25 protein-coding genes are annotated in these 26,327 nt (G+C 66.5%); 10 read left to right on the top strand and 15 right to left on the bottom strand.

The annotated features are described in order from the left end of the window. Nucleotides 1-84 precede the first annotated feature (84 nt). The 4 genes from H7841_03515 (at nt 85) to H7841_03530 (ending at nt 5,530) form a co-directional block, all read left to right on the top strand. Nucleotides 85-1,041: an esterase-like activity of phytase family protein gene (locus H7841_03515; protein ID MEO5335952.1), complete on the top strand. Its 957-nt coding sequence runs from the start codon at nt 85-87 to the stop codon at nt 1,039-1,041. 97 nt (nt 1,042-1,138) lie between these two features. After that, entirely contained in the window at nt 1,139-1,939 is an 801-nt protein-coding gene (locus tag H7841_03520) for a CbbQ/NirQ/NorQ/GpvN family protein (protein MEO5335953.1), read from the top strand. Continuing rightward, nucleotides 1,932-4,151: a VWA domain-containing protein gene (locus tag H7841_03525; protein MEO5335954.1), complete on the top strand. Its 2,220-nt coding sequence runs from the start codon at nt 1,932-1,934 to the stop codon at nt 4,149-4,151. The genes H7841_03520 and H7841_03525 overlap by 8 nt, the downstream gene beginning before the upstream one ends. 110 nt (nt 4,152-4,261) lie before the next feature. After that, complete coding sequence (locus H7841_03530; GenBank protein ID MEO5335955.1) at nt 4,262-5,530, top strand: FAD-dependent oxidoreductase; 1,269 nt, start codon at nt 4,262-4,264, stop codon at nt 5,528-5,530. A gap of 175 nt (nt 5,531-5,705) precedes the next feature. On the opposite strand, the gene acpS is transcribed toward H7841_03530, so the two are convergent. From acpS to H7841_03565, 7 genes are all read right to left on the bottom strand, one after another. After that, on the bottom strand, nt 5,706-6,101 hold the full coding sequence (gene acpS, locus H7841_03535) for a holo-ACP synthase (GenBank protein MEO5335956.1): 396 nt from the start codon (nt 6,099-6,101) through the stop codon (nt 5,706-5,708). Continuing rightward, a complete protein-coding gene (locus H7841_03540) occupies nt 6,098-6,838 on the bottom strand; it encodes a pyridoxine 5'-phosphate synthase (GenBank protein ID MEO5335957.1) in 741 nt (246 codons plus the stop codon). Before H7841_03540 ends, acpS begins: the two co-directional genes overlap by 4 nt. An 8-nt stretch (nt 6,839-6,846) precedes the next feature. Next, on the bottom strand, nt 6,847-9,045 hold the full coding sequence (locus tag H7841_03545; GenBank protein MEO5335958.1) for a bifunctional (p)ppGpp synthetase/guanosine-3',5'-bis(diphosphate) 3'-pyrophosphohydrolase: 2,199 nt from the start codon (nt 9,043-9,045) through the stop codon (nt 6,847-6,849). Between the two features lie 83 nt (nt 9,046-9,128). Then, nucleotides 9,129-9,542 carry a DNA-directed RNA polymerase subunit omega gene (rpoZ, locus tag H7841_03550; GenBank protein ID MEO5335959.1) on the bottom strand — a complete coding sequence of 138 codons (414 nt, stop codon included), beginning with the start codon at nt 9,540-9,542 and terminating at the stop codon, nt 9,129-9,131. Between the two features lie 108 nt (nt 9,543-9,650). Further along, nucleotides 9,651-10,361, bottom strand: coding sequence for an ATPase (locus H7841_03555; protein MEO5335960.1), 711 nt, complete (start codon nt 10,359-10,361; stop codon nt 9,651-9,653). Between the two features lie 5 nt (nt 10,362-10,366). Continuing rightward, on the bottom strand, nt 10,367-12,544 hold the full coding sequence (locus H7841_03560) for an AsmA family protein (GenBank protein ID MEO5335961.1): 2,178 nt from the start codon (nt 12,542-12,544) through the stop codon (nt 10,367-10,369). After that, nucleotides 12,541-13,233: an HAD-IA family hydrolase gene (locus tag H7841_03565; protein MEO5335962.1), complete on the bottom strand. Its 693-nt coding sequence runs from the start codon at nt 13,231-13,233 to the stop codon at nt 12,541-12,543. Before H7841_03565 ends, H7841_03560 begins: the two co-directional genes overlap by 4 nt. Before the next feature lie 125 nt (nt 13,234-13,358). Here H7841_03565 and H7841_03570 point away from each other — a divergent pair, with 125 nt between their 5' ends. After that, entirely contained in the window at nt 13,359-14,012 is a 654-nt protein-coding gene (locus H7841_03570; GenBank protein MEO5335963.1) for an NUDIX domain-containing protein, read from the top strand. Here the strand turns inward: H7841_03570 and H7841_03575 are convergent. The 5 genes from H7841_03575 to H7841_03595 are packed head-to-tail and all read right to left on the bottom strand — an operon-like array spanning nt 13,996 to nt 17,712. After that, nucleotides 13,996-14,775 (bottom strand): methyltransferase domain-containing protein, encoded by a 780-nt coding sequence (locus tag H7841_03575; protein MEO5335964.1) that lies wholly within the window; start codon nt 14,773-14,775, stop codon nt 13,996-13,998. The genes H7841_03570 and H7841_03575 overlap by 17 nt on opposite strands. After that, nucleotides 14,772-15,389 (bottom strand): alpha/beta hydrolase, encoded by a 618-nt coding sequence (locus tag H7841_03580; protein ID MEO5335965.1) that lies wholly within the window; start codon nt 15,387-15,389, stop codon nt 14,772-14,774. Before H7841_03580 ends, H7841_03575 begins: the two co-directional genes overlap by 4 nt. Then, nucleotides 15,386-16,564, bottom strand: a complete 1,179-nt coding sequence (locus tag H7841_03585; protein ID MEO5335966.1) for an 8-amino-7-oxononanoate synthase — start codon at nt 16,562-16,564, stop codon at nt 15,386-15,388. Before H7841_03585 ends, H7841_03580 begins: the two co-directional genes overlap by 4 nt. 4 nt (nt 16,565-16,568) lie before the next feature. Then, nucleotides 16,569-17,204 (bottom strand): NAAT family transporter, encoded by a 636-nt coding sequence (locus H7841_03590; GenBank protein ID MEO5335967.1) that lies wholly within the window; start codon nt 17,202-17,204, stop codon nt 16,569-16,571. Nucleotides 17,205-17,214: 10 nt separating this feature from the next. Beyond that, nucleotides 17,215-17,712, bottom strand: a complete 498-nt coding sequence (locus H7841_03595) for an Hpt domain-containing protein (protein MEO5335968.1) — start codon at nt 17,710-17,712, stop codon at nt 17,215-17,217. 124 nt (nt 17,713-17,836) lie between these two features. Between H7841_03595 and H7841_03600 the strand changes: the two genes are divergently transcribed. Further along, nucleotides 17,837-18,526, top strand: a complete 690-nt coding sequence (locus H7841_03600; protein ID MEO5335969.1) for a cytochrome b/b6 domain-containing protein — start codon at nt 17,837-17,839, stop codon at nt 18,524-18,526. Here the strand turns inward: H7841_03600 and H7841_03605 are convergent. Beyond that, on the bottom strand, nt 18,523-18,906 hold the full coding sequence (locus H7841_03605; protein ID MEO5335970.1) for a PH domain-containing protein: 384 nt from the start codon (nt 18,904-18,906) through the stop codon (nt 18,523-18,525). The genes H7841_03600 and H7841_03605 overlap by 4 nt on opposite strands. Before the next feature lie 191 nt (nt 18,907-19,097). Here H7841_03605 and H7841_03610 point away from each other — a divergent pair, with 191 nt between their 5' ends. The 4 genes from H7841_03610 (at nt 19,098) to H7841_03625 (ending at nt 23,409) form a co-directional block, all read left to right on the top strand. Next, complete coding sequence (locus H7841_03610) at nt 19,098-20,729, top strand: alpha-D-glucose phosphate-specific phosphoglucomutase (protein MEO5335971.1); 1,632 nt, start codon at nt 19,098-19,100, stop codon at nt 20,727-20,729. Next, nucleotides 20,729-22,138, top strand: coding sequence for a phosphomannomutase/phosphoglucomutase (locus H7841_03615; protein MEO5335972.1), 1,410 nt, complete (start codon nt 20,729-20,731; stop codon nt 22,136-22,138). The genes H7841_03610 and H7841_03615 overlap by 1 nt, the downstream gene beginning before the upstream one ends. A gap of 74 nt (nt 22,139-22,212) precedes the next feature. Next, nucleotides 22,213-23,043 carry a hypothetical protein gene (locus H7841_03620; GenBank protein MEO5335973.1) on the top strand — a complete coding sequence of 277 codons (831 nt, stop codon included), beginning with the start codon at nt 22,213-22,215 and terminating at the stop codon, nt 23,041-23,043. A 3-nt stretch (nt 23,044-23,046) separates the two neighbouring features. After that, on the top strand, nt 23,047-23,409 hold the full coding sequence (locus H7841_03625) for a flagellar protein FlaF (protein MEO5335974.1): 363 nt from the start codon (nt 23,047-23,049) through the stop codon (nt 23,407-23,409). On the opposite strand, the gene H7841_03630 is transcribed toward H7841_03625, so the two are convergent. Both H7841_03630 and H7841_03635 read right to left on the bottom strand, forming a co-directional pair. Continuing rightward, nucleotides 23,366-25,459, bottom strand: a complete 2,094-nt coding sequence (locus H7841_03630) for a PAS domain S-box protein (protein ID MEO5335975.1) — start codon at nt 25,457-25,459, stop codon at nt 23,366-23,368. The genes H7841_03625 and H7841_03630 overlap by 44 nt on opposite strands. Nucleotides 25,460-25,463: 4 nt before the next feature. Next, nucleotides 25,464-26,201 carry a phosphate/phosphite/phosphonate ABC transporter substrate-binding protein gene (locus H7841_03635; protein MEO5335976.1) on the bottom strand — a complete coding sequence of 246 codons (738 nt, stop codon included), beginning with the start codon at nt 26,199-26,201 and terminating at the stop codon, nt 25,464-25,466. Between the last annotated feature and the right edge of the window lie 126 nt (nt 26,202-26,327).

Consider the following 26,327-nt stretch of genomic DNA (forward strand, 5'->3'; position numbering starts at 1 on the left):
TGGAAGGCCAGGGGGCCGGCGAGGCAACCATGGCGGCCCGCCTTGGCGTTTCCCGGCGGAGCCCGTGGCATGCTATGGTGGGCCATGCGCCTCCTTCTCGTTCTTGGTTTCCTGGGCCTGACCCTTCCCGCGCTCGCCGAGCCGATTGCCGTCGACGCCGAGGCGATTCCTCTCGATCCCCGCGATCCGGCGGTGACGACGGTCGGGGCGCTCCATTACCGGGGCGGCCTGGTCCTGAGGGCTCCCGGTCGGAAATTCGGCGGTCTTTCCGATTTGACGGTGAGCCTCGACGGGCGCGACCTGACCGCCATCTCCGATGCCGGACGGCGCCTGTCGCTAGGGCTACGTTACGACGTGACCGGCCGGCTGACGGGAATCGGCGAGGCCGATCTGTCGCCCTTGCCGGGGCTCGACGGGCGGCCGTTGCGCGACGACAAAAAGGAGGGCGACGCGGAAGGGCTGGCTCCGGCGCCCGACGGCGGTTTCGTCGTTTCCTTCGAGCATCGCCACCGGCTCTGGCACTATCCGGCCGGTTGGGAGACGCCGCGCGAATTGATTCCGCCCCGCGAACTGGCCCTGGCACCGCGCAACAGCGGCATCGAAGCCCTGGCGCGCCTGGCGGACGGCCGTCTGTTGGCCCTGACCGAAAGTTTCATGACCCAACGCGGCGTGGTCGGCTGGGTCGGCAACGAGGAAACCGGCGACTGGGCGACCCTGACCTACGAGACCGTGGGGGCTTTCTATCCCACCGGCGCCACGGTCCTGCCCAACGGCGATGTCCTCGTACTGGAACGCCGCTATACCTTGATCGGCGGGCCGGCGGCGCGCCTGGTCCGCGTCGGCCGCACCGCCTTCCAGCCGGGGATCAGCATCAAGGGCGACGAAGTGGCACTCCTGGCCCCGCCGCTTGCGGTCGACAACATGGAAGGACTTGCCATGCGCCGGACCCCGGCGGGCGGGGTTCTGCTCTATCTGCTCTCCGACGACAATTTCCAGGGTTCGCAACGGACCCTGCTTCTGCTTTTCGAATACCGTCCATAGTCCTGGTGCCGGATGGTCAAGACGGTACATCCCGTATATGATGACCGTCTAAAATACGCCCCCGAGGTTGCGGCACGAGGACAAGGAACGCGACGCGATGACCACCGATCAATACCGGATCGCCAAGAAACCCTACTACCTGCCGGTGAGCGACGAAGTCGCCTTGTTCGAGGCGGCCTATGCCGCGCGGCTGCCGGTGATGCTCAAAGGGCCGACGGGCTGCGGCAAGTCGCGCTTCGTCGAATACATGGCATGGAAACTGAAGACGCCGCTGGTCACCGTGGCTTGCAACGAGGACATGACCGCCTCCGACCTGGTCGGGCGCTTTCTGTTGGATGCCTCGGGCACGCGATGGCAGGACGGGCCCTTGACGGTGGCCGCGCGCATCGGCGCCATCTGCTATCTGGATGAGGTGGTCGAGGCTCGCCAGGACACCACCGTGGTCATCCATCCCTTGACCGACCATCGCCGCATGCTGCCGCTCGACAAGAAGGGCGAGGTCATCCAGGCCCACGACGACTTCCACTTGGTGATTTCCTACAACCCCGGCTACCAGAGCCTGATGAAGGACCTCAAGCAGTCGACCAAGCAGCGCTTCGCGGCGCTCGATTTCGACTACCCGGACGCCAAGCGGGAGGCCGAGATCGTTGGCCGCGAGACCGGGCTCGACAAGGCTCTCTGCGCCAGGCTGGTCAAGATCGCCCACAACGCCCGGGCGCTCAAGGGCCACGGCCTGGACGAGGGCATCTCGACCCGCCTTCTGGTCCATGCCGGCAAGCTGATCGGGGCGGGGATCGATCCCGTCGCGGCCTGCGACATGGCCTTGGTACGCCCCCTGACCGACGACGCCGACCTGCGCGCCGTGCTTTCCAGCGCCGTGAGGATGGTCCTTGGCTGATCCCGCCGCCCTGCGCCCGCGCCTACGCTGCAATGTCGCCAAGATCGACGACATCTTTCCCGGCTGCCTGAAGGAGGCCGAGGGAGTCCTGTCGCCGGCCGGAATCGAGGCTTGGCTGGACGGCGCGGCCAAGGTCTGCGGCCTGGGCCGCGGTACCGAACTGGTGCTCTATTTCCTGGAAGAGATGCCGGGCGTCGTTCGCTTGACCGACGAAAGCGTCGTGGCGCGCGTCGCCGACACCGCCGAGATGCTGTCGGACGAACTTTGCGGTACGGCGATCAATCCTTTTCTCGCCACCCTGCCGGCGGTGGCCCGCCGCCTGGCCAGCGCCGCCCTGCTGGAACATTGGCTGGAGGCGGTGGCCCGGATGGCCCGCGAGGCCAAGGACGGCTTGGTACCCCTGTTCGGCCACGTGGGGCCCATGCTGGATCAACTGTCGGTGGCGGGGCTCGGCAACTGGATCGATTACGGCATCCGCGCCTACCGCGACCAGCCCTACATGATGGGCGAGTTCTTCGGCCTGAAGACCGCCGATTCCTTGGCTGTCTTGCAGCGCGAGCGCCATGGAACCCTGTTCGCCGACCATGCGCGGGAGATGGAACTCTGGCTCCGCGCCCTCTGGGGGCTGGAGGATGCCTTCAAGCCCTATTCCCTCGCCCTGGACGAGAAGCGCAAACCCGTTCCCCACCTGGACAAGCAGGGCTTCCACCTGCCCGACGTCTACGATCCGCTGGACGGTATAACCGGCATCGACCGCTACCGGGCGCAGGCGGCCCATCTGGCCGCGCACCGACTATGGTCGGAACCCTATCTGGGCGACAACTTCAGCGCCTTCCAGCACCTGCCCATCGAATGCTTCGAGGATGCCCGCGTCGAGGCCCTGGCCATGCGGCGCTATCCCGGCCTGCGGCAGCTCTGGCAGGCGCTGCACCCCGCCCCGCGGGAAGGCGCCTGCCCGCCCGGCTGGTCCTGCATCCGCCACAAGCTGACGCTGCTGTCGCGCGCCATTCTCGATCCGGACCATCCCTACAGCGACCCCATGGTGCACGAGTACGCCAAGCGCTTCCACCAAGCCTTCGCCGCCGATCCCCATGACCGGTCCCTGAGCACCCGCCTGGGGGTGGAATGGCTGACCGACAACTACCAGCACGATTTCCGCAAGTCCCAGGTCTGGTTCGCCGACACCTTCGTGTCGTATCGCGACGACAACCGGTATCTCTGGCTGTTCCTGGAAGACGCCAAGAACGAAGACGAGTTCCATTCCGACCACGGCGCCCGCGACCCCTGGGAGAAGGATGAGCGGGAACAGGACGTCCTGCCCCCCAGTCACTATCCGGAATGGGATTACCGGGCCCAGGCCTACCGTCCCGATTGGGCGACCGTTTACGAGGCCATCCAGCCGCCCGGCGCGGCCGCCGACATCGATGCCCTGCTGGAGCGCGATCAACTGGTCGCCAAGCGGCTCAGGAAGGCGGTGGACCAGTTGAAGCCCCACCAACGCACCCGCCTGCGCTACCAGAAGGAAGGCGACGAACTGGACCTGGAGATGTTGATCCGTGCCGTCACCGATCACCGCTCGGGCGCGGAGGCCGATACCCGCATCCACGTCCGCCACGTGCCGGGCGGGCGCAGCATCGCGCTGCTGCTGCTGCTCGACCTGTCGGAATCGGTGAAGGATACTCCGCCGGGCCTGGACCGCAGTATCCTCACCCTGGCCCAGGAGTCGGTCTCGCTGCTGGCCTGGACGGTGGAGGAACTGGGCGACAGCTTCGCCATCGGCGGCTTCGCCTCCAACACCCGCCATGATGTGCGCTATACCCATTTCAAGGGCTTCGGCGAGGACTGGGGCCACGAGTCCAAGGCCCGCCTGGCGGCCATGCAAGCCGGGTTGTCGACCCGCATGGGGGCGGCGTTGCGCCACGCCGGGCGCTATCTGGAACGGCGGCGCGAGGAAAAGAAGATCCTGCTGGTGCTCAGCGATGGCGAACCCTCCGACGTGGACGTCGTCGACGACCGCTACCTGAAGGCCGACACCCATGCCGCGGTGGCGGAACTGAAGCGCAAGGGCGTCGATACCTATTGCATCACCCTGGACCCGCGCGCCGACGACTATGTCGGCGAGATCTTCGGCCGGGCCCGCTACACGGTCATCGACCGCCTGGACCGGCTGCCCGAAAAGCTGTCGCGCCTGTTCATGAGCCTGACTCGATAGGGGCGGTCAATGGCCTTGGATATTACGCGGATGTTGTGTATTGTTGATGCCGGGTCCGGTGCAAGGTCGGATCGTCGCAACGAAACGATATCTTTCCCGCGGGGACAGTCATGGCTCGTATCGTGGTGCTCGGCGCCGGCGTCGGCGGCGTTTCGATGGCCTATGAGATGCAGGAGAAGCTGGGCAGGAACGACCGCCTGACCGTCATCTCCAACAGCGATTTCTTCCAGTTCGTCCCTTCCAACCCCTGGGTCGCCGTCAACTGGCGCACCAAGGAGGACGTGGTCGTCCCCCTGGCCCAGCCTATGGCGCGCAAGGGCATCGAGTTCGTCGCCAAGGGGGCCAGGAAGGTCCATCCCGACCGCAACCGGGTGGAACTGTCCGACGGCACCGAAGTCGACTACGACTACCTGATCGTCGCCACCGGCCCGCAACTGGCCTTCCACGAGATCGAAGGCTTCGGGCCCGAGCACCATACCCATTCCATTTGCAGCGTCGACCATGCGGTGGCCGCCGGCCAGGCCTGGGAGGACTTCTGCAAGGACCCCGGCCATCTGGTGATCGGGGCCGTCCAGGGCGCGTCCTGCTTCGGGCCGGCCTACGAATTCGCCATGATCGTCGACACCGACCTGCGCCGCCGCAAGATCCGCAACAAGGTACCCATCACCTTCGTCACCTCGGAACCCTACATCGGGCACCTGGGCCTGGGCGGGGTGGGCGACACCAAGGGCATGATCGAAGCCGAGCTGCGCAACCGCCACATCAAGTGGATCTGCAACGCCAAGGTAGACAAGTTCGAGGCCGGCCGGGTGTTCGTCAGCGAGTGCGACCTGGAAGGCAAGCCGGCCAAAACCCACGAACTGTCCCACAAGTACTGCATGATGCTGCCGGCCTTCCGTGGCATCGGCGCGGTGGCGGGGATCGAGGGGCTGGGCAACCCGCGCGACTTCATCCTGGTCGACCGGCACCAGCGCAATCCCAAGTACCGCAACGTCTTCTCGGTGGGGGTCTGCATCGCCATCCCGCCGGTGGAAGCGACACCGGTGCCGACCGGCTGTCCGAAGACCGGCTTCATGATCGAAAGCATGGTCACGGCGGCGGCGGAAAACATCCGCGAGATCCTGGACGGCAAGGAGCCGACTCACGAAGGCTCCTGGAGCGCCGCCTGCCTGGCCGACTTCGGCGACGGGGGGGCGGCCTTCGTCGCCATCCCGCAGATTCCGCCACGCAACGTCAACTGGTCGTCCAAGGGCAAGTGGGTGCACCTGGCCAAGATCGCCTTCGAGAAGTACTTCATCCGCAAGGTCCGCAAGGGCCTGGGCGAGCCGGGCTACGAAAAGCACATGATCAAGCTGATGGGCCTGCACCGCCTCAAGTAGGCAAGGCGGCGGCGCCCATCTTCACCTATGGTCTGTTTCGACAACGACCATTTTGGCGCATCGCGACGACGGTAAGCTCACCGTTGCGGGTGCGGCCAAGCTCGCGGATGCGCACACCCGGTAAGGGCCAAGATGAAGAGCCAAAGCCATTGTCCCGTTGGCATATGGCCTGCGACTACCGCTCCGCCGACAGGATGACCATGGCATGCGCCATAGGAAATTCGTCGGTCAACGACAGATCGATGTGCGGCCGCCAGCCGGGCGGAGTCAGAGCCTCCAGGCGCGCCAGCGCTCCGCCGGACAGTTTGAGGAAGGGCTGGCCCGAAGGGTGGTTGGCGACCTCGATGTCCTTGAAGAACACGCCGTCGCGAAAGCCGGTGCCCAGAGCCTTGGCCAGGGCCTCCTTGGCGGCGAAGCGCTGGGCGTAGGCGGCGGCGGGATTGGGTTTGCGTTCGGCCCGGGCCCGCTCGCCCTCGGTGAACAGGCGTTCGACGAAGCGGTCCCCGAACTGGTCCAGCGACTTCTCGATGCGCCGGATGTCGCAAAGGTCGGTGCCGACGCCCAGGATCATGGGGCCCCGCGCGCCTCGTCCATCAGGCGGCGCATCTCGCGGATGCTGTCCTCCAGGCCGACGAAGATGGCCTCGCCGACAAGGAAGTGGCCGATGTTGAGTTCGACGATGGACGGAATGGCCGCCACCGGTCCCACGCTGTCGTAGCCCAGGCCGTGGCCGGCGTGGCATTCCAGGCCCAGGGCCTGGGCGTGGGCGGCCGCCTTGACGATGCGTTCCAGTTCCCGCTCACGGGCCTTGCCGTGGGCCTCGCAATAGGCGCCAGTGTGGAGTTCGACCACCGGCGCGCCGATCTCGCGGGCGGCGTCGAGTTGACGAGGATCGGGCTCGACGAACAACGAGACCCGGATGCCGGCCGCCACCATCTCGCGCACGTAGCGTTCCAGGCCCTGGCGGTTGCCCGCGACTTCCAGGCCGCCCTCGGTAGTGCGTTCCTCGCGCCGTTCGGGCACCACGCAGGCGGCGTGAGGCTTGTGGCGCAGCGCCACCGCCAGCATCTCGTCGGTGGCCGCCATTTCCAGGTTGAGCGGCAGGTCGATCTCGCGGGCCAGCCGGTTGATGTCGTGGTCCGAGATGTGGCGCCGGTCCTCGCGCAGGTGCGCCGTGATGCCGTCCGCCCCCGCCCTCGCGGCCAGCAATGCCGCACGCAAGGGATCGGGATGGGCGCCGCCGCGGGCGTTGCGGATGGTCGCCACGTGGTCGATGTTGACGCCTAGGCGCAAAGGCTCGTTCGCCATGGTCCGTCCTATCCCCTTGCCCTTTCGATGGCGTTGATGACCGGCGTGGCGCGGAGGGCCGCGATGATGTCGGTCAGATGCTTGACGTCGCGCACCTCGATGTCGACCAGCAGGTCGAAGACCTCGCTGCTGCGGGTGGTGATCTTCAGGTTGGAGATGTTTCCTTCGTTCTTGGCGATCACCGTCGACAGGCTGCCCAGGCTGCCCGGTTCGTTCAGCACGCTGAGATGCACCCGGCCGACGTGGCCGCGGTCCTTGGCCGTTCCGTTGCCCTGTTCCCAGGACACGTCCAACCAGCGTTCCGGCTGTTCGGCGTAGGTCTCCAGCATTTCGCAGTCGATGGTATGGATGGTCACCCCCTTGCCCGTGGTGACGATGCCGACGATCCGATCGCCGGGCAGCGGATGGCAGCAGCCGGCGAAATGCATGGCCATGCCCGGAATCAGACCCTTGATCGGAATTCCCCCGTCGCGGCGGGCGCTACCGCCGGCGGGGTGGGGGGCGTGGCCGTGGTGCTGGGCTTCCTTCCTTTCCCGCATGCGGGCCAGCGGCACCACGTTGGCCGCCTCCCGCTTCTTCCTGATGCCGGGGAAGACCGCTTCCAGCACTTCGCGCGCCGTGTGGTGGCCGGCCCCCACGGCGGTACAGATGTCTTCGACGCCATGGGCCTTGAAGACCGTCAACGCCCCTTCCAGGGACTTGGGGGCGAATTCATAGCCTTCCTCGGCAAAGGCCTTCTGCAGGATGGCCTTGCCCAGGTGAAGGTACTGCTCCCGCTCCGCCTGGCGGACGAAGCGGCGGATATGGGACCGCGCCTTACCCGTCACCACGAAGCGTTCCCAGTTGGGCGACGGGGTCTGGACCTTGGAAGTCAGGATGTCCACCTGATCGCCGTTCTGCAACTGGGTGCGCAATTGGACGATGGCGCCGTTGATCTTGGCGCCCACGCAGTGGTCGCCCACCTCGGAATGGACCGCGTAGGCGAAGTCGACCGGCGTCGCGCCCTGCGGCAGGGTAATCAGATCGCCCTTGGGGGTGAAGCAGAAGACCTGGTCCTGGAACATCTCCAGCTTTGTATGTTCGAGGAACTCGTCGGGGCTGGACGCGTTCTCCAGTATCTCCAGCAATTCGCGCAGCCAGCGATACTGGCGGCCGTCCACCTGCTCGCGGGCGACGCCCTGCTTGTATTGCCAGTGGGCGGCGACGCCGCGGTCGGCGACTTCGTGCATCTCGCGGGTGCGGATCTGAACCTCGATACGATGCTTCTCCGGCCCCAGCACGCTGGTATGCAGCGAGCGGTAGCCATTGGGCTTGGGGGTGGAGATGTAGTCCTTGAATCGGCTCGGTATCACCGGGTAGCGGCTATGGATGATGCCCAGGGCCTGGTAGCAGTCGCCCAGGTCGTCCACCACGATGCGGAAGGCCATGATGTCGCAGAGCTGTTCGAAGCTGATGTTCTGGCGTTGCATCTTGCGCCAGATGGAATAGGGCGTCTTTTCGCGGCCGTTGATGGTGCATTCCAGGCCGCCGTCGGCCATCGTGCGCTTCAGTTCGGCGATGATGCGCGGAATCAACCCGCCGCCCTGTTCGCGCAGGAAATGCAGACGGGCGAGAATGGAATCGCGGGCATCGCCGTTCAGTTCGGCGAAGGCCAAGTCCTCCAGTTCGTGCTTGATCTCCTGCATGCCGATGCGCTCGGCCAAGGGCGCGTATATATCCATGGTCTCCAGCGCGATGCGGCGCCGGCTTTCCGGCTTCTGCACGAAGCCCAGGGTGCGCATGTTGTGCAGGCGGTCGGCCAGCTTGACCAGCAGCACCCGGATATCTTCCGACATGGCGAGCAAAAGCTTGCGGAAGTTTTCCGCCTGCTTGTTGTCCGACTGCAGTTCGATGCGGGTCAGCTTGGTAACGCCGTCGACCAGGCGGGCGACCTCGGCGCCGAAGTGCTTTTCGATCTCGTCGTAGGTGGCGTGGGTGTCCTCGATGACGTCGTGCAGCAGGGCCGTGACGATGGAGGCGGTATCCAGGCGGTAGTTGAGCAGGATACCCGCCACTTCGAGGGGATGGGAGAAGTAGGGATCGCCCGAGGCCCGCACCTGGGACCCATGCGCCTTCATTGCGAAGACATAGGCGCGGTTCAACAGATCCTCGTCCGCGTCCGGATCGTAGGCCTTGATGCGTTCGACGAGTTCGAACTGGCGGATCATGGCGCCCCCCGTCCATCTGCGGGGGTCCGGCCCGCGCGGCCGCCGCATGACTTATCCATGCAGGACCGGCTGGCCGTCATGGACTACTCCTCGGTGTCGGCGGCCTCAGCCTCGGCACCCATGTCGCCCATGCTGTCGGCGTCCTCGCCGTCCTCGCCGTCCAGCATCTCGGCGGCCTTGGCGGCGGCGCTTTGGGCGTCGGCCATTTCCTGCTTGATCTGCTCCTGGAAGGCCTGCATGTCCATTTCCTCCTCGACCGGTTCGTCGCGCTCGACGAACTTTTGCAGGCCGCGGATGATGCCATTTTCCAGGTCCTTGAGATCGACCGTGCAATCGGCGATCTCGCGTAGCGCCACGACCGGGTTCTTGTCGTTGTCGCGCTCGACGGTCAGCGAATTGCCGGCCGAAATGTTACGAGCCCGCTGAGCGGCGATCATCACCAACTCGAAGCGGTTCGGGATCCTGACGACGCAATCTTCAACCGTGACTCGGGCCATTCGAAAAACTCCAACACACCATAGACGTGGGGGCTCGGAAGGGCCGAGACTATAGGCACCCCGGCCATCTTACGCAAGATGGCATCCTGGACGGGCAGGCCCGGCGCGTCAAGACCCCGCCAAAGCCAGGACCGCCCCGGCCGCCTCGACGTCGGTCCGCAGGCGGACGCGGCGGGCCAGGGCTTCGAAATCGTCGCCCCAGAGCTCGGCCTGGAAGCGTTCGTCCACCAGGGCCGTTTCGAAGGCGGAGGCCGCATCGAGCCGCCCGGCCGCCAGGGCCAGGGCCACCACCAGGGAGCCGGTGGCCGCAGCGGCGCTGGCCACCGCCGCCAGTTCCAGATCGGTCAGGCCTTCGACCGCCCGGCGCAGGGCCGCCAGGGACTCGGGTGGCTGGGCGACGGCCAGGATGCCTTCGGTCACCCGCAATCGCGCTCCCAACGCCTCGGCGGCCCAATCCAGCAACGGGTCCCAGCGGGCCGCTTGGCGGGCTGCCAGTTCGGCGGGGTGGCCGGCTCGGTGGCAGAGCAGATCGGTTTCAACCATCGCCATCAGATGGCCGATCGCCGCATCCCGTTCCACCGGGACGCGGTCCAGCGCCGTGGCGGCCAGCTGGGTGATCGGCATGGTGTGGGGCCGGAGGATTCCCGCCTGGGCCGCCCACTCGCGGGCCACAGCCGCGGCCAGGGCGGCCGTGGGCAGGTGGAGGGACCTTCCGGCCGGAGTCTTGAGACCCCGGCCGTCGAGCCGAACGACGAAGGCGTCCCCGTCGGGGGACGCCTCCGCCTGGCGATAGAAGCGCCGTCGCTTGTCCCAGGACATCGGACCTACTTGCCGAACAGGCCCTTGACGCCCTTGGTCAGCCCTTCCAAGGGCTTGTCGGCCGCCTTGCCGCCAGGGGTGGCCGGCTTGTCGCCGCCCAGACCGGGCAGGGAACCCAGAAGCCCCTTGTCGCCGCCGCCGGCCGACTTGCTTTCCTTCGGCTTTTCGGGAGTCACCACCTTGCCGGCCAGGGCCGGGGTGCAATAGTCGGTCTCATCGACCTTGCCGCCGCCGGTCGCGGCACCGGCCAGCTTCTGGCCGACCACCGACAGGCCGCCGGTGGCCACCGCCGCGCCCACCTGGGTCGCCGCGCCAAGGGCCGCCTTGCCGGCTTCCAGGGCGTCCGGCTTGATGTCCGGATTGGCCATGGTGCCGCCGACCAGCATGGGCACCTCGGCCAAGCTGGCGACGCTGGTCTTCTTGGCGCGCGGCTCGATGCGCAGGTTGAGCCCTTCGGTCGCCAAGTTGATATCGCCCGTGCCGACCACCGATAGGCCGCCGGTCTCGAAGACGATGGCGCGTTGCTTGGCCATGCCCTTGCCGATGTCGAAGTTCAGCACGCCGCACTTGATGTCCTTGTCACCCTCGCTCTTGACGAAGGGCAGGATGGCCGCCACGTCGCCCGACACGATGTTGAGCGCGTTGGAAGCGATCTTGCCGCCCTGGGTGGTCACCCGGGCCTGTCCGTCCAGGCCGGCCATCAGGGCCCGCACCGACTTGCCGGTGCCGCGGACGTCGAGCGCCACGTCGAGCTTGCCGTTCTGCACCAGATCATTGCCCTGCACCTGCTTGAGCACCGCGCTGTAGTCCAGTTGCGCCACGTCCAGCTTGAGCGCCAGGGCCGGCGTCGCGGCCCCGCCGTCCAGGCTGAGGTTGCCGCCCACCTTGCCGCCGAAGGTGGTCAGGCCGAAGGGGCTGACGGTCAGCTTGCCGTTGGTCAGGGTCAGGTCGACGGCGATGTCGGTCAGGGTGTAGCCCTGGGCGACGATCTTCTTGCCCTTGAACTTGACCTTGGCGTCGGCCGCCTTCAGGCCGTCCAGGGGCAGCGGATCGTCCGGGAACACCCGGCCGCCCTTGGCCCCCGCGCCGCCGCCCTTGGCCCCCTCGCCGGCCGGCGCGGCCTTGCCGCCGTCCTTCTGCGGAGGGAGCAGTTGGTCGAGATCGAACAGGTTGGAGGCCAAGTCGGCGTCGACCGCCGGCCGAGCCCCCCCGAGGGCCACGGCAAGCTTGCCGGTCAGATCGCTGCCGCCCAGGGTGAGCTTCATGTCGCCCACCGCGTAGCCGTTCTGCGTATCGGCCAACCTGCCGGAAAAGGCCAGCGGAACCGCCGGGACCGGCCCGGCGTCCTTGAGACCGGGGGCCAGGGCGGCGGCCGCCTTGACGGTCTCGCCCAGCTTGGGCACGTCGATCTTCAGCCCCAGGTCGAGCCCTTTGCCTTCCAGCGGCCGGTCGATCTTGCCGTCCACCGCCGCCGCGACGCCCAGCAGGTCGGCCTTCAGGGTCAGCGGCATGGGCTTGCCGGCCAGCAGGTCGGGCACCGAGCCCAGCTTGCCCGCCACTTTGTAAGCCACGGCGTTCATGGTGCCGGCCAGGTTGAGCGCCAGGGGGGCGCTGGGGTTGTCGGCCTCCACGTCCAGGCTGTCCAGCCCGACGTTGAAGGTCTGGCCGCTCTTGCCGTCCTTGTAGGCGATCTTGATGTCCTTCAGGCGGACCATCTTGACCACCGGCATTTCGCCAGGTGCGCCGGCGTCCTTGGGCGCCTCGCCCGGCTTGGCCTCGCTTTTGGCGGCGGCGAATTCCCAGTTGCCCTTGCCCTGCCGGTCGGTCTCGGCCAGCAGGTCCAGGCCCTCGAGGACCAGGCGGTTGACCTGGACCTTCTTGCTCAGCAGGGGCATGAGGGCCACTTCGACATCCAGACGCTTCAGCTTGGCCATCTCGGGCCGCGAACCCCAACCCGCGTTGGAGAAGCTGACGCCTTCCACCGATAGCGACGGCGTCATCGAAACCTGGACCTTGATGTCGCCGGCGAACTTCAGGTCGCGGCCGGTAGCCGCCTTGGCCTGTTCGGCGATCGCGCCCTTGTACTGGTTGAAGTCCATGGATTTCAGGTAGGTGAAGCCGCCGACCAACGCCAGGACCACCAGCCCAATGACGCCACCTAGGATCATTCCAAGCTTTTTCATGATGCAGCCCCCATGACTGACAGGATGGTGGCGGGGATGTCGGGAAACGCATCGGCGATCCGATGGGCCCCCGCCGCCGTCAATTCGGAGCGCTCATGGTATCCCCAAGCGGCCCCGACCGCAAACGTTCCGGCGGCCCGGGCCATCTCCATATCGTAGGTGGTATCCCCTATGACAACAGAGCAGGTGGCCTCCACCCCCGTCTCCGCGAGCGCCTGGAGCATCATGTCGGGATGGGGCTTGCCGCGCACCCGGTCGGCGGTCTGCAAAGTGACGAAGCGGCCCTCCAGCCCGTGGGTCTTCAAGGTGTTGACCAGCCCCCGGTACGACTTGCCGGTCGCCACGCCCAGCAGCCAGCCTTCGGCGTCCAGACGAGCCAAGACATCTTCCACGCCGGGAAACAGGGGTTCGTGCACGACGTCGCGGGTCCGGAGGTCGGAAAAAGCCTCCTTGTAGCGTTCGGTAAGGATGGCGCAGGCCCCGTGGTCGCCGTCGGGCAGCAGGCGGAAGATGGCGTCGTAGAGCGGCAGCCCCACCACCCGGCGCACCGCGTGGGGCTCGGGGGCCGCGCGGCCTTCCCCCAGGAAAGCCGCATGCATGGCGGCGACGATGGAAGCCTGGCTGTCCACCAGGGTCCCGTCGCAATCGAAGACGGCAAGGCGCGGCTGACGTTCGAGGATGGTCGGCAAAAGGATGGCTCCATGTTCCCCCCTACCCTGCCCCGCCGGCCGCCGTTTGTCGACGGGAAGAATGGCCGGTTGATTCCCCCGCCCGCTTGCCGCGACAATGCCCCAGGCAGAAAGGCAGGTCCGTCATGACGGCGAAACCCAGGGATATCGAGATCGTCGAGGTGGAAACACCCTTTCGCGGCTATTTCCGCATCGACCGCTACAAGCTGCGCCACGAACTGTTCGAAGGGGGCATGAGCGGCGTCATGAGCCGCGAGGTCTTCGAACGCGGCCATGCGGCGACCATCCTTCTTTACGATCCCGACCGCGAGAAGCTGGTGTTCGTCGAACAGTTCCGCATCGGCGCCTACGCCGCCGCCCGCAACTCGCCCTGGTTCGCCGAAGATTTTTCCCCCTGGCTGATCGAGACCGTGGCCGGCATCATCGATGCCGGCGAAACGCCCGAACAGGTGGTGCGCCGCGAGGCCGGCGAGGAAGCCGACTGCCTGGTGCTGGACGTCATCCCGGTCATGCACTACCTGGTCAGCCCCGGCGGCACGACGGAATCCCTGTTCGTCTTCGTCGGACGTGTCGATTCCACCCAGGCCGGCGGCATCTTCGGTCTCCGGGAGGAACACGAAAACATCCGCGTCCTGGTGGCCGGGGTGGACGAAGCCTTCGCTTGGCTGGACGAAGGCCGCATCGTCAATTCCATGACCCTGATCCCCCTGATGTGGTTCCGCCACCACCGGGAGTCGGTACGACGGCGTTTCTTGGAAGGCGTCACGCCGTCCGCGTGAAGACGCCGTAGGCGATGTGGTAGGTCAGGGCCAGTTCGCCCTGGGCGTCCAGGTGGCGCAACAGGCGGCGCAGGGTGCCCGCCGGCAGGGGCCGGTAGCCGGGCGCCGGGACCTGCGCCCCGGTCTCGCGCAAGGCCTCCAGGAAGGCCAGGGCATTCGGATAGCTCCTGATTAACCGTTCTTCGGTGAATTTCAGATTGCCGTTGTCGGGCCACGCCATGGCGATGCGATCCGCACCGGGCAGGCGCGGGACGCCGCAATCGATGCCCAGGTCGGCATGGGCGCGGCGCCATTCGACGGCGCTGTCCTCGGCCAGGGTGGAAACCGCCAGGTAGCCGCCGGCCGCCAGCCGTTCCGACAGGCGGGCCAGGCCGGCTCCCAGGTCGTCGAACCACTGCACCGCCAGGTTGGAAACGATCAGGTCGAAGGGGCCGTCCACGTCCGGGGCCTCACCGTCCATGACGCGGAACTCCAGGCCCGGCCGCCCGGCCAGGGTCTGGCGGCACCGGTCCAGCATGCCCTCCGCGATATCAGTCACCACCCAGGAGCAGCCCGCCGGCAGATGGTCGATCAGCAGGCGGGTCAGGATGCCGGTTCCCGCCCCCACCTCAAGGACCCGGTAGTTTTCGCGCAACGGCAGCTTGATCGCCATGGCCGCCAGATGTTCGGCCGCGTGGCGTTGCAGATGGGCAGCCGCGTCGTAGGTGGCGGCGGCCTGGCCGAAGGACCGGGCGATGCGTTGCTTGCGGGCGCCTGGGATCATGCCCCGAGAACCTCCTTGATGACGGCGGCGCACCACTCGGGCCGGGTGCGGGGCAGCAGATGCCCGCCGGTCTCGCTCCAGCGCGCCTTGCCTTCGGGGAAGCCCAGGGCGGCCGGCGGCACCAGCGGATCGTCGCGGGCCGCGAGGAATAACGCCGGAGCCGGGTCGTTGTCGAGAGCCCGCCGCGCATCCCGGTCCCGCAGCCAGTGCAAGCCTTCCCCGAGACGGGGGACGTCGAGACGCATCGGCCGGTCGGTGCAGCCGCAAAGGGCCAGGAAGTCCCCCACCACCCGGAAGGCATCGTCCTCCAGGCGGCGACCCATGCGCTCCAGCACCCGCGGCGCCACGGCGTCCGTGAAGCGCCCGAAGGCGTTGATGCCGACGAAGGCGTCCCAGCGGAAGGGCCGTTCGGTCAGCAGCCACAAGGCCCCCAGGGAATGGCCCATGGCCACCACCCGGCGGCCGTCCGAAGGCAGGTCCGGGACCAGCGGCGCGCCGCGGAAACCCAGGTCGATACAGTGGAATTCCGCTTCCGGAAGAGCATGAACCAGGGGCAGCCAGAAGCCGGCCCCGAAGGCCCAGCCGTGCACGGCGACGACGACGGCGTCCTTCACGACCGGAACCCGGCCAGGCCGGGAACGGCATCGAGCAGCAGTCCCAGTTCCGCCTCCCCGTGGGCGGCGCTCATGGCCAGGCGGATACGGCTGGTACCCTGGGGCACGGTGGGCGGTCGGATGGCGATGCCCAGCACCCCCCGGTCCTCCAGGTAGCGGCTGGCCTCCAGGGCCTTTTCCGGAGACCCGATCACCGCCGGTACGATCTGGCTGTCGGAAGCCAGGGTGTCGAGTCCCGCCGCCCCGAGGGCCTGGCGCGCCCGTTCGGCGTGGGAACGCAGAAGGAAGCGTTCGGCTTCCAGGTCCGGCACCAGGTCGAGGGCGGCGTCGATGGCGCCCAGGACGGCGGGCGGCAGGGCGGTGGCGTAGATGAACCCGGCCGAGCGGTTGACCAGCCAGTCGCAGAGCTTCCGCGACCCCGCCACGTAGGCGCCGAAGCTGCCCATGCCCTTGCTGAAGGTGCCCATGGCGATCTCCACCCGGCCCGGATACAGCCCGGACAGCCCCATCCCCTTGGGCCCCAGAACACCCGTGGCATGGGCCTCGTCCAGATAGAGCACGGCGCCATGGTGTTCGGCCAGGCCCACCAGGGCGCGCAGATCGGGCCGGTCGCCGTCCATGCTGAACACCGATTCGGTGACGATGAAGCGCACCCCCGGCTTGCCGGCATTGGCCCTGAGCAGGCTTTCCAGGTGATCCATGTCATTGTGATGGAAGCGGATTTGGCGGACCTGGGCCAGGCCGGCATGCAGGCTGGCATGGATCAGGCGGTCGGCGAAGACCAGGGGCTCGGCCCCCAGCATGTCGCGATCCAGCAGGGCGGGCAGGATCGCCGCGTTGGCCTGGTATCCGGAATTGAAGATCAGGGCCGCTTGCGTGCCCTTCAGACGGGCCAGCTTGGCCTCGACGGCGGCATGGATTTCCAGGGTCCCGGTGACCAGGCGCGAGGCCCTGGCCCCGGCGCCCCATTCTTCGGCCCACCGGGCGGCGCGGCCGATCACCTCGGGATGGCGGGCGAGGCCCAGGTAGTCGTTGGAGGAAAAATCCACCAGCCGGCGGTCGCCGCGGACCACAATGCCGCCGGGTTGGGGCCGGCAGGGCCGGAGTTCCCGCCAGGCGCCGGCCCGGCGGATGCCAGCCAGGGCTTGTTCGAGACGGTCGTCCAACTGGCCCATGGGATCACCCGTCCAGGCCGGGGAACAGGCCCTTGAGGCCCACCGCCATGATCTGCACCGCGACGGCGGCCAGGATCAAACCGATCAGGCGGTTCAGGATGTTGATGCCGGTGACGCCCAGGCGCTGGCCGATGGGTACCGCCAGGCGCAACGCCAGCCAGATCGCCAGGCAGACCAGGGCGATGCAGGCGATCACCATGCCCAGGTTGCCCGGCGTGGGATCGCGCTGGACCTGGATGATGGTGGTACTGATGGCGCCCGGCCCGGCCAGCAAGGGGATGCCCAGCGGCACCACGCCGACGCCCTGCTTGAGCCCGGCCTCGGCCGCCTCTTCCGGCTTGTGACGCAGGGGGCCGACCTCGGCCTGCAGCATGGAAACGGCCATCAGCAGGAGAACGATGCCCCCCCCCACCCGGAAGGCGTCCAGGCTGGTGCCCAGCAGGAACAGCACCAGGTCGCCCGACAAGGCGGCGACCGCCAGCACGACGAAGACCGTCGATACCGTGGCCCGCGCCGTGCGGCGCTTTTCCGGGACGCTCTGGCCCTCGGTCAAGGTAAGGAAGATGGGAATGGCCGAAAAGGGATCGAGGATGGCCAGCATGGCCACTACGTACCGGCTGTAGTCGCCGAAGGTTTCCATGGCGGGCGGCCTATTTGGCCGCCACCTTGTCGATGACCGCGTTCAGCCCGGCCAGCAGCTTCTCGCCCAAGGGGCCGCCGTCGCCCTTGAGGTTCTGGGCGATGACCAGCTTCAGCGAATCGACGTGGACCTTGATGACGTCCACATGCTTGGGGCTCGGGTCCGGCTCCCTTTCGATAAAGCGGCAGAGACTGTTGCCGATCACGGTCATCAGGTTGTAGCCGAAGCTGCCGCCCTGGCCCTTGATGTCATGGGCGACCTGGAAAACCCGGTCGGCGGCGGCCTTGCGTTCGGCCTCGGGAGCGGCAGCCAGGGCATCGTAGGCGGTCTGGATCTTGACCAGATCTTCCTGCACCCACTGCAAATAGCTGTCGGTCAGGTTGGCGATCACCGCCTCCGCACGCTCCAGCGCCGCCAGATCGACGGCACCGGGTCCGCCCTCGCGGACCTTGGACTTCAAGGTGTCGGGCGGACGGATGACGCTGACTTCGTTTTCGTCGTCGGCCATAGAAAACGATCCCTCTCAGAGACTCCGCGTCACCCTATATGCGCCACCACCCAGACGCAAGCCGAAAGCCCCGGCCCGACATCGGCCCTTGACCCGGCCGGCCTCGCCCCGCGACATTAGGGGCATGAAACACGGCAACTCTTCCGGTTCCGGGGTCGAGGTCCGCGTCTGGGACCTGCCGACCCGCCTTTTCCATTGGGCCCTCGTGGCGCTGGTGGCCGACGCCTTCCTGAGCGCCAAGTTCGGCGACGTGACCATGACCTGGCACAAATGGAACGGTTACGCCATCCTGACCTTGCTGGCTTTCCGCCTGATCTGGGGCATGATCGGAAGTTCCACCGCCCGTTTCGCCGATTTCGTCCGCGGGCCCCGCGCCATTGCCGCCTACCTGCGCGGGGAAATCCATCCTTACGGCCACAACCCTCTAGGCGCCCTGATGGTGCTGGCGTTGCTGGCGATGCTGGCTTTCCAGGGCACGATGGGCCTGTTCGCCACCGACGACATCCTAGTCAGCGGCCCTCTCAAGCATACGGTTTCCGCCGCCACCGCCAAGCGCTTCACCGGCCTCCACAAGATCGGCTACTGGGCGATCCTGGGCTTGGTGGCGGTCCACGTGGGGGCGGTGTTGGCCTACCTGCTGGTGCGGAAGGAAAATCTGACCCGCCCCATGATCACCGGCTACAAGAGCGCCGCAGGCCACGCGGGCGAGCCCTTCCCGACCCTGGAACCGCTATGGCGGGCCGGCCTGGCCTTGGCCCTGGCGGCGTCGATCGTCTGGGGCGGAGTGAACGGCTGGCCGCTGCTGGCCCACTAGACCCGAACTTCCCGGGGGGCGACCTTGCCCAGGTCGAGCAGACGGGCGGCCCGCTTCAGCAGGGTATCGCGGCTGTCCTTGCTGGACGAGCGGAAGAAGAAGGAACCGTCCGGCGTCTTGAATTCCAAGGTATGGTAGCCGAGCACCGAGCGGTACTCGATCTCGTAGATCCGGGCCAACGGCATCTCCTCGCAGACCTCGCGGAACAGGAAGCTCGAAAGAAAGACCAAGCGCCGGTCGGTGAGGATCAGCATGCCGTCGCCGCCCGGACGGACACCGTCCTCCAGCGGATTGCCGATCTGGCCGTCGCCATAGGCGAGAATCTCCTCGCCCGGCTGCTGGCGCGTCGCTCGGAAGCGATCAAGATGGCGCTGCTTCATGGCCTCGCCCCTTCTGGACGCAATCGACCTGGACCTTGGCCGGGGAATCACCAAAGATTGTCCGCATATTATCGCAATTCCGCAATCGGTCTTATCGCATAGGCGGGTCGATGGATATGCCCTGGGGGGTGGAAGGCCCCGGCCAATCGTGTAGAATGCGCCCCGTCAACCGATCGGGGCAGGAGCGGCAGATGGACATCCGGATCATTCCCACCACACCCTTCGATGGCCAGAAGCCGGGCACCTCGGGGTTGCGCAAGAAGGTCGCCGTGTTCCGCCAGCCCCGCTACCTGGAGAACTTCGTCCAGTCGGTGTTCGACGTGCTGGAGGGCTACAAGGGTGAGACCCTGGTGCTGGGCGGCGACGGCCGCTACTGGAACCGCGAGGCCGCGCAGACGATTCTCAAGATGGCCGCCGCCGCCGGATTCGGCCGAGTTCTGGTGGGCCGGGGCGCCATCCTGTCCACCCCCGCCGTTTCCTGCGTCATCCGCAAGCACAAGGCTTTCGGCGGCTTCGTGCTGTCGGCGTCCCACAACCCCGGCGGGCCGGAAGGCGATTTCGGGGTCAAGTACAACGTCACCAACGGCGGGCCGGCACCCGAGAAGGTGACCGAAGCGGTCTTCGCCCGCACCGGGAACATTCGCGAATATCGCATTCTGGACGTCCCCGACGTGGACCTGGAGCATCCGGGTTCGGTCAAATTGGGCGACATGGCGGTCGATGTGATCGATCCGGTGGCCGATTACGCCGAACTGATGGAAAGCCTGTTCGATTTCGATTCCCTGCGCACCCTGTTCAAGTCGGGCTTTCGCATGCGCTTCGACGCCATGCACGCGGTGACCGGGCCTTATGCCAAGGAGATTCTGGAAAGGCGCCTGGGCGCTTCGGCCGGTACCGTCATCAACGGCGTGCCGCTGGAGGACTTCGGCGGCGGCCATCCGGACCCCAACCTGGTCCATGCCCACGAACTGGTCGAAGAAATGTTCGGGTCCCGGGCCCCCGACTTCGGCGCCGCCTCCGATGGCGATGGCGACCGCAACATGGTGCTGGGCGCCAACTTCTTCGTGACGCCGTCGGACAGCCTGGCGGTGCTGGCGGCCAATGCCGCCTGCGCGCCCGCCTATGCCAAGGGCATCGCCGGCGTGGCCCGTTCCATGCCGACCAGCGAGGCCGCCGACCGGGTGGCGGCGGCCCTGGGCCTGCCCTGCTTCGAGACCCCCACGGGGTGGAAGTTCTTCGGCAACCTGCTGGACGCCGGCAAGGCCACCTTCTGCGGCGAGGAAAGCTTCGGCACCTCGTCCGACCACGTGCGGGAAAAGGACGGCCTGTGGGCCGTGCTGATGTGGCTGCAGGTTTTGGCCGTCCGCCGCCAATCGGTCGCCGAAGTCGTGCGGGAGCACTGGGGCCGCTTCGGGCGCAACTACTATTCCCGCCACGACTACGAGGGCGTCGACAGCAAGGCCGCCGACGGGCTGGTGGAGCATCTGCGCGGTCTCTGCGGCTCCCTGCCCGGCCGCAAGTTTGGCGCGCTGACGGTCGCGGCGGCCGACGACTTCGCCTACACCGATCCGGTGGACGGCAGCGTCAGCGCCAAGCAGGGCGTCCGGGTGATGTTCCAGGGCGGCTCGCGCATCGTCTACCGCCTGTCGGGCACCGGCACGGAAGGCGCCACGCTCCGCGTCTACATCGAACGCTACGAGCCCGATCCGGCCAGGCACGGCCAGGAAACCCAGACGGCACTGGCCGACCTGATCGCCATCGCCCGCGACCTGGCGGAAATCGAAGCCCGCACCGGCCGCCCCGAGCCGACGGTGATTACCTGATGGACTACCGCAACCTGCATCCGTCCATCCTCCGGGCCTACGACATCCGGGGCATCGTCGGCGATACCTTTTCGGCGGCCGACACCTATGCCGTCGGCCGGGCCTTCGGCACCGTGGTGCGGGAAGGCGGCGGGCGCAGCGTGGCGGTGGGCCGCGACGGCCGCCTCAGTTCCCCGGAACTGGAAGCAGCCCTGGTAGACGGCCTCGCCAAGGCCGGCCTGAAGATCTACCGGATCGGTGTCGGGCCCTCGCCCATGCTCTATTTCGCCGACCGGCTGCTGGAAACCGACGGGGCGTTGATGATAACGGGCTCGCACAATCCGTCCCATTACAACGGCGTCAAGATGGTGCTGAAGCACAAGCCCTTCTTCGGCGAGGCCATCTTGCGCCTGGGCGCCATCGCGGCGGGCGGCGGCTACGATACCGCCCCCGGCGCCCTGGTGATCGACCGCCCCGTGATGGACGAATACATCGCCCGCCTGCTCGAAGACTGGCGCGGCCACCGCAGCCTGCGCGTGGCCTGGGACCCGGGCAACGGCGCGGCCGGCGAGGCCGTGCAGCGCTTGGTCAAGGAGTTGCCGGGCCACCACGTCCTCATCAACGAGGCCATCGACGGCACCTTCCCCGCCCATCATCCCGACCCCACGGTGGAAGCCAACCTGGCCCAATTGAAGGACCTGGTGGCCCGCGAGTCCTGCGACCTGGGGCTCGCCTTCGACGGCGACGGCGACCGCATCGGCGTGGTGGACGGCATGGGCCGGGTGCTGTGGGGCGACCAGCTGCTGGTGGTCCTGGCCGGCGAGGTGCTGGCGGAACGGCCGGGCGCCCCCATCATCGCCGACGTGAAGGCCAGCCGCGTCTTCGTCGACGAGATCGCCCGCTTGGGCGGCAAGCCCCTGCTGTGGAAGACCGGCCATTCCCTCATCAAGTCCAAGATGGCGGAAGACGACGTGCCCTTGGCCGGCGAGATGAGCGGCCACATCTTCTTCGCCGACCGCTGGTACGGGTTCGACGACGCGCTCTATGCCGCGCTCCGCCTGCTGTCCATCCTGGCCCGCACGGACGTCAGCCTGGCCGAGATGCGCGACGCCCTGCCCGCCCTGGTCAATACGCCGGAACTGCGCTTCGACTGCCCGGAAGACCGCAAGTTCGAAGTGGTGGAAGCGGTGCGCGCCGCCCTCGCCCGCCGGCCGGGCATCCGCATCAATTCCATCGACGGCCTGCGCGTCGACACCGAGGACGGCTGGTGGCTGGTGCGGGCCTCCAATACCCAGGCTGTGCTGGTGGCCCGTTGCGAATCGGCCACCTACGAGGGGCTGGAACGCCTGAAGGCCGATCTGCGGGAGTGCCTGGAGAATGCGGGCCTGAACCTCCCCGCCGACATGGACGGGGCCCACGCCGGAACCTGAGAGTGACTGGAGTCACTTCGCAGGCTGACCTTTCGGTGGCATGATGTGCGGGTCTCCAGAAGGAGTGCCTTCCGATGTCCGATATCGCCCTGGGTTCTGTCCAACGGTCCATCGTCAGCCATCGCCGGGACGCCACCGAAGCGCGGCAGGCAGCGACGCAACGGCTGGCCACGGGACGCAAGGTCTCCGGAATCGCCGACGACGCGGTCCGGTTCCTGCAATCGAAGGGACTGACCGCCAGGGTCCAGGAACTTGCCAACGTCAAGGCCGACATCGGCCGCGGCATCGACACCCTGGCCGCCACCCAGGTGGGGCTGGAAGCCATCGGCAAACTGACCGACCAGTTGAAGGGTATCGCCTATGCGGCGGCCGGCAACGAGGACCAGCGGGCCGAACTGGCCAAGCAGTTCGACGTGGTGCGCCGGCAGATGGACGCCTTGGCCGGCGACGTCTCGTACCGGGGCACCAACCTGGTCGCCAATCCCGCCGACTCCTTGCGGGTTTCCGCCAGCGACAAGCCGGGCACCGAACTGACCGTGGACGGCAAGGCCTCGGACGTGACCAGCCTGGGCGTCGGCAGCGCCGCCACCGCCTACAACGATTTCGCCGACCTGGCGAGCATCGAGGCGGCCATCGACGCCGCCGACACGGCGCGCCGGACGGTCCAGGCCAACGCTTCCGCCATGGGCGCCAACGCCGCCATCCTCCAGGTGCGGGACGCCTTCACCGAAAATCTGTCCAACGTCCTGCAGGCCGGCGCCGACAAGCTGGTGGCTTCCGATCTCGGCGAGGAAGCGGCGCGCGCCATGGCCGCCAACGTCCAGGAAGCCTTCGCCGGCAACAGCCTGCGCATGGCGGCCAATTCGGACGCGGCCATCGCCGGCCTGATGTCCGGAACGGCCTGATCCGTGAAGCCGGGCGGCTACGGCGCCTATTCCCGCACGTCCACGGCTTCCTTAAGCGGCCGGCGCCTGGAAGGCCAGGCCTTCGCCAAGGCCGCCGCCCTGCTGGCCCAAGCCGTGGACCACCCGGCGGCTCTCGCCAAGGCCCTGCGCTTCAACAACAACCTCTGGACCGTCGTGCAGGCGGACGTCGCAGGCCCGGACAGCCGCCTGCCCGAGCCTCTCAAGGGGCAGATCGTCGCCCTCAGCTTGTTCATGGACAAGCAGACGTTCGCACTGTTGGCGGCTGGCCACGACCGCAAGGCCTTGGAGGCCATGGCGGCGATCAATCGCTCCCTGGCGTCGGGGCTGTTGCAGAGCCAAGGGTGAAGATGAATCGGCTGCCCTGGCCGGGGTCGCTCTCCACCCAAATGCGCCCGCCGTGACGTTCGACGATGCGGCGGCAGACCGCCAGGCCAACACCCGTACCTTCGAATTCGTTGGGCCCGTGGAGTCTCTGGAAGACCTTGAAGAGGCGATCGAACTGTCGGGAGTCGATGCCGATTCCATTGTCGGCAATGGTAATTTCCCAGCCCTCCCCGTCCTTCCGTGATGTAACCGAAACTGACGGGACGACATCGGATCGTCGATATTTGATGGCGTTGCCAATGAGGTTCTGGAACAAGCGCATCAACTGGCTGCTATCGCCAAGGACGACGGGAAGGTCTTCCACATCCACGCGAGCATCGGCTTCTTGCACGGCAATGCGGAGATTGGACAGAGCCTGCGTGGCTGCCCTGTTAAGATCGACGACGCCAAAGATGTTTCCTTGGGTGTTCACCCGCGAGAACTCAAGCAAATCCCGGATCATCGCCGTCATACGCTTGCCGCTGTCGACGGCAATGGCGATCAGTTCGTCGCCCTCCCCTCCAAGCTGCGCTTTGAATCGGTGCTGCAGCAATTGGAGAAAACTCACGATATTGCGCAATGGAGCCTGGAGGTCATGGGAAATGGCATAGGAAAACTGCTCGAGGTCGGCGTTAGAACGCTGCAGGGCGGCACTTGCCTCGATGACCTTCCTTTCATCCATCTTGCGGTTGGTGACGTCCTCCTTGACGCCAACGTAGTGGGTAATCCTGCCGTCCCGGTCCTTGATGGGAGAAATCGAGGCGAATTCCCAATAGATATCTCCATTCTTACGCTTGTTGACCATCTCGCCGTGCCAGACTGCCCCCGCCATCAAAGTCCGCCAGAGATCGTCGTAAACTTCCGGCGCCGTTCGCCCGGACTGGAGAATGCGGGGATTTCTGCCCTGAACCTCTTCCAGGGTATATCCGGTGGCCTGGCAGAACCGGGGATTGACATATTCGATCGCACCATTCAGGTCGGTGATAACGACACTGACGGGGCTTTGTTCGATAGCCATGGATAGCTTGCGCAGCATCCCTTCCACGCGATGCCGCTCGCTGATGTCCCGGACGCTGGCGACCCGGACGGAAACACCGTCGTAAACGACGTTCCGACCGCAGACTTCCGCGGGAAAGATGCTGCCGTCCTTGCGCTGCATGTCCGCCTCGTAGGGATCTTGATTTCCGGCCACGATGTTCCGTCTGATCGTTTCCCGCGATTCCTTGGTCGGAAGATGCAGAAAGCTCTGGCCCACCAGTTCCTTCCGGTCGAAGCCGAACAAGCGGCAGAAGGACGTGTTCACGTCGAGTATCCTGGTCCCGTCGTGAATGATGATTCCCTCGGCGGTCAGTTCGGACAGGCGCTCGTAACGAGCTTGGCTTTCGCTGATCTGACGGTACAGGTCGTGGATGCGGCTGGACATCTCGTTGAAGCTGGCTGCCGTCCGCGCCAACTCGTCCCGCCCCCAAACGGGGATTTGGTATCCGAATTTGCCGATGGCCAGATGTTTCGCGCCCTCTTCCAACCGACCCAACTGCCGGGTGAGATAGAGGCCAAGCAGGAACGAGAACAAGGCCACCAAGATCATCTCCAGAACCGCGATGGGGGCGATTTGCTGGAGGACATCCCGCTTGGCCTCTTCCACGGACGCCAAGGATAGGGAGACTTCAACACGTCCGTATTCGACATCCGCGACCGCGATGCCCCTGGAATAGCGGCCGATCATATCGCCTGACAGGTCCGAAACGCCGCTGTCCGCCAACTGATGTCCAGCGGAATCGATCACCCGCGCATGAACGACGCCAGGATTCCCTCGGACTTCCCTAACCACGCTGTCCAAGGTGGCCAAGTCGCTGGCCAGGACGGCATCCTTGGCAATGCTGGCGAAGAGCGTCAGCATGGTATCGACGCGCTTGGCGATCTCCGCCTCGTGGGATTCGCGTAGATTGGCCAGGCTGCTCCCAATCAGGATGGCAAGGAGAAGGGCCTCGATCACCGCCACCCCTAGAATGGTCTTCAGGCGGAATGACATGCCCCTACTCCTGGAGAATGACGCCCAGTGCGCGGACATCGTCCCAATCGCGGTCGACCGCCGCCTCGAACCCCTTGAATGAGAGCTTGTCCAGAAGTTGACTGCCGATGGGGTCGCGGCCCATTCCCGACATCGCCTGGAACACGACCTTCAATACCTGAGAAGGAACCCGCGGATGGGCAGCAATGGCATGGGACGTATAAGTCTCGGTTCGCCAGAGAATCCGTAGTTGGTCGCGGATCTCGGGGTCCATGCCGTCGAAGGTCCGAACGATCCCGCCCCCTGCCGGATAAAGGCCGGCCGCTACAGTCCGGTAGACCGAATCGTGGGATGAAACGAACTTGTGGAGGAACCTCACCCCTTCCTTTGTCAAAGCGGCCCGTGGCAACACACTTGCTGCGAACGCAGCCGGCGCCGGAAAAGCCAGGGTTAGTCCCGTCAGTTCCTGGACGGATTGGATGGAGGAATCCTTCCTGACCACCAGGATGCCCTGGATCATCCTGTCCTTTTCCTTGGCGAAGGCTTGGTAGCCAGGGTTGCGATGAAACACGGTGTAGTGATAGGGATTCATGTAGGCGAAGTCGAATTCGCCCTCGGCCAGCCTCTTCTCGAAAGTGGGGATGTCGGTCGCCGTCCTGAACTGGAGGGGAATCCCCGCATCCTCCCCGAGCTTCTTCAGGAAAGGAGTCCAGGCCTCAGCCAGCTTGGTGGCCGATTGCTGGGGAACAACCCCGAACGTCAAGGCTTCCGCCTGCGCGGACACGGGTGCGGCGCCGCCGGCCGCTCCCCAAAAGAACCATGCCCCCACCAGACCAAAAATAAGCGGGTGCCGGACGGATTCCCACGCTCCTGTCATCGGCGACTCCTT

The organism is Magnetospirillum sp. WYHS-4 (assembly GCA_039908345.1).
GTDB lineage: Bacteria > Pseudomonadota > Alphaproteobacteria > Rhodospirillales > GLO-3 > JAMOBD01.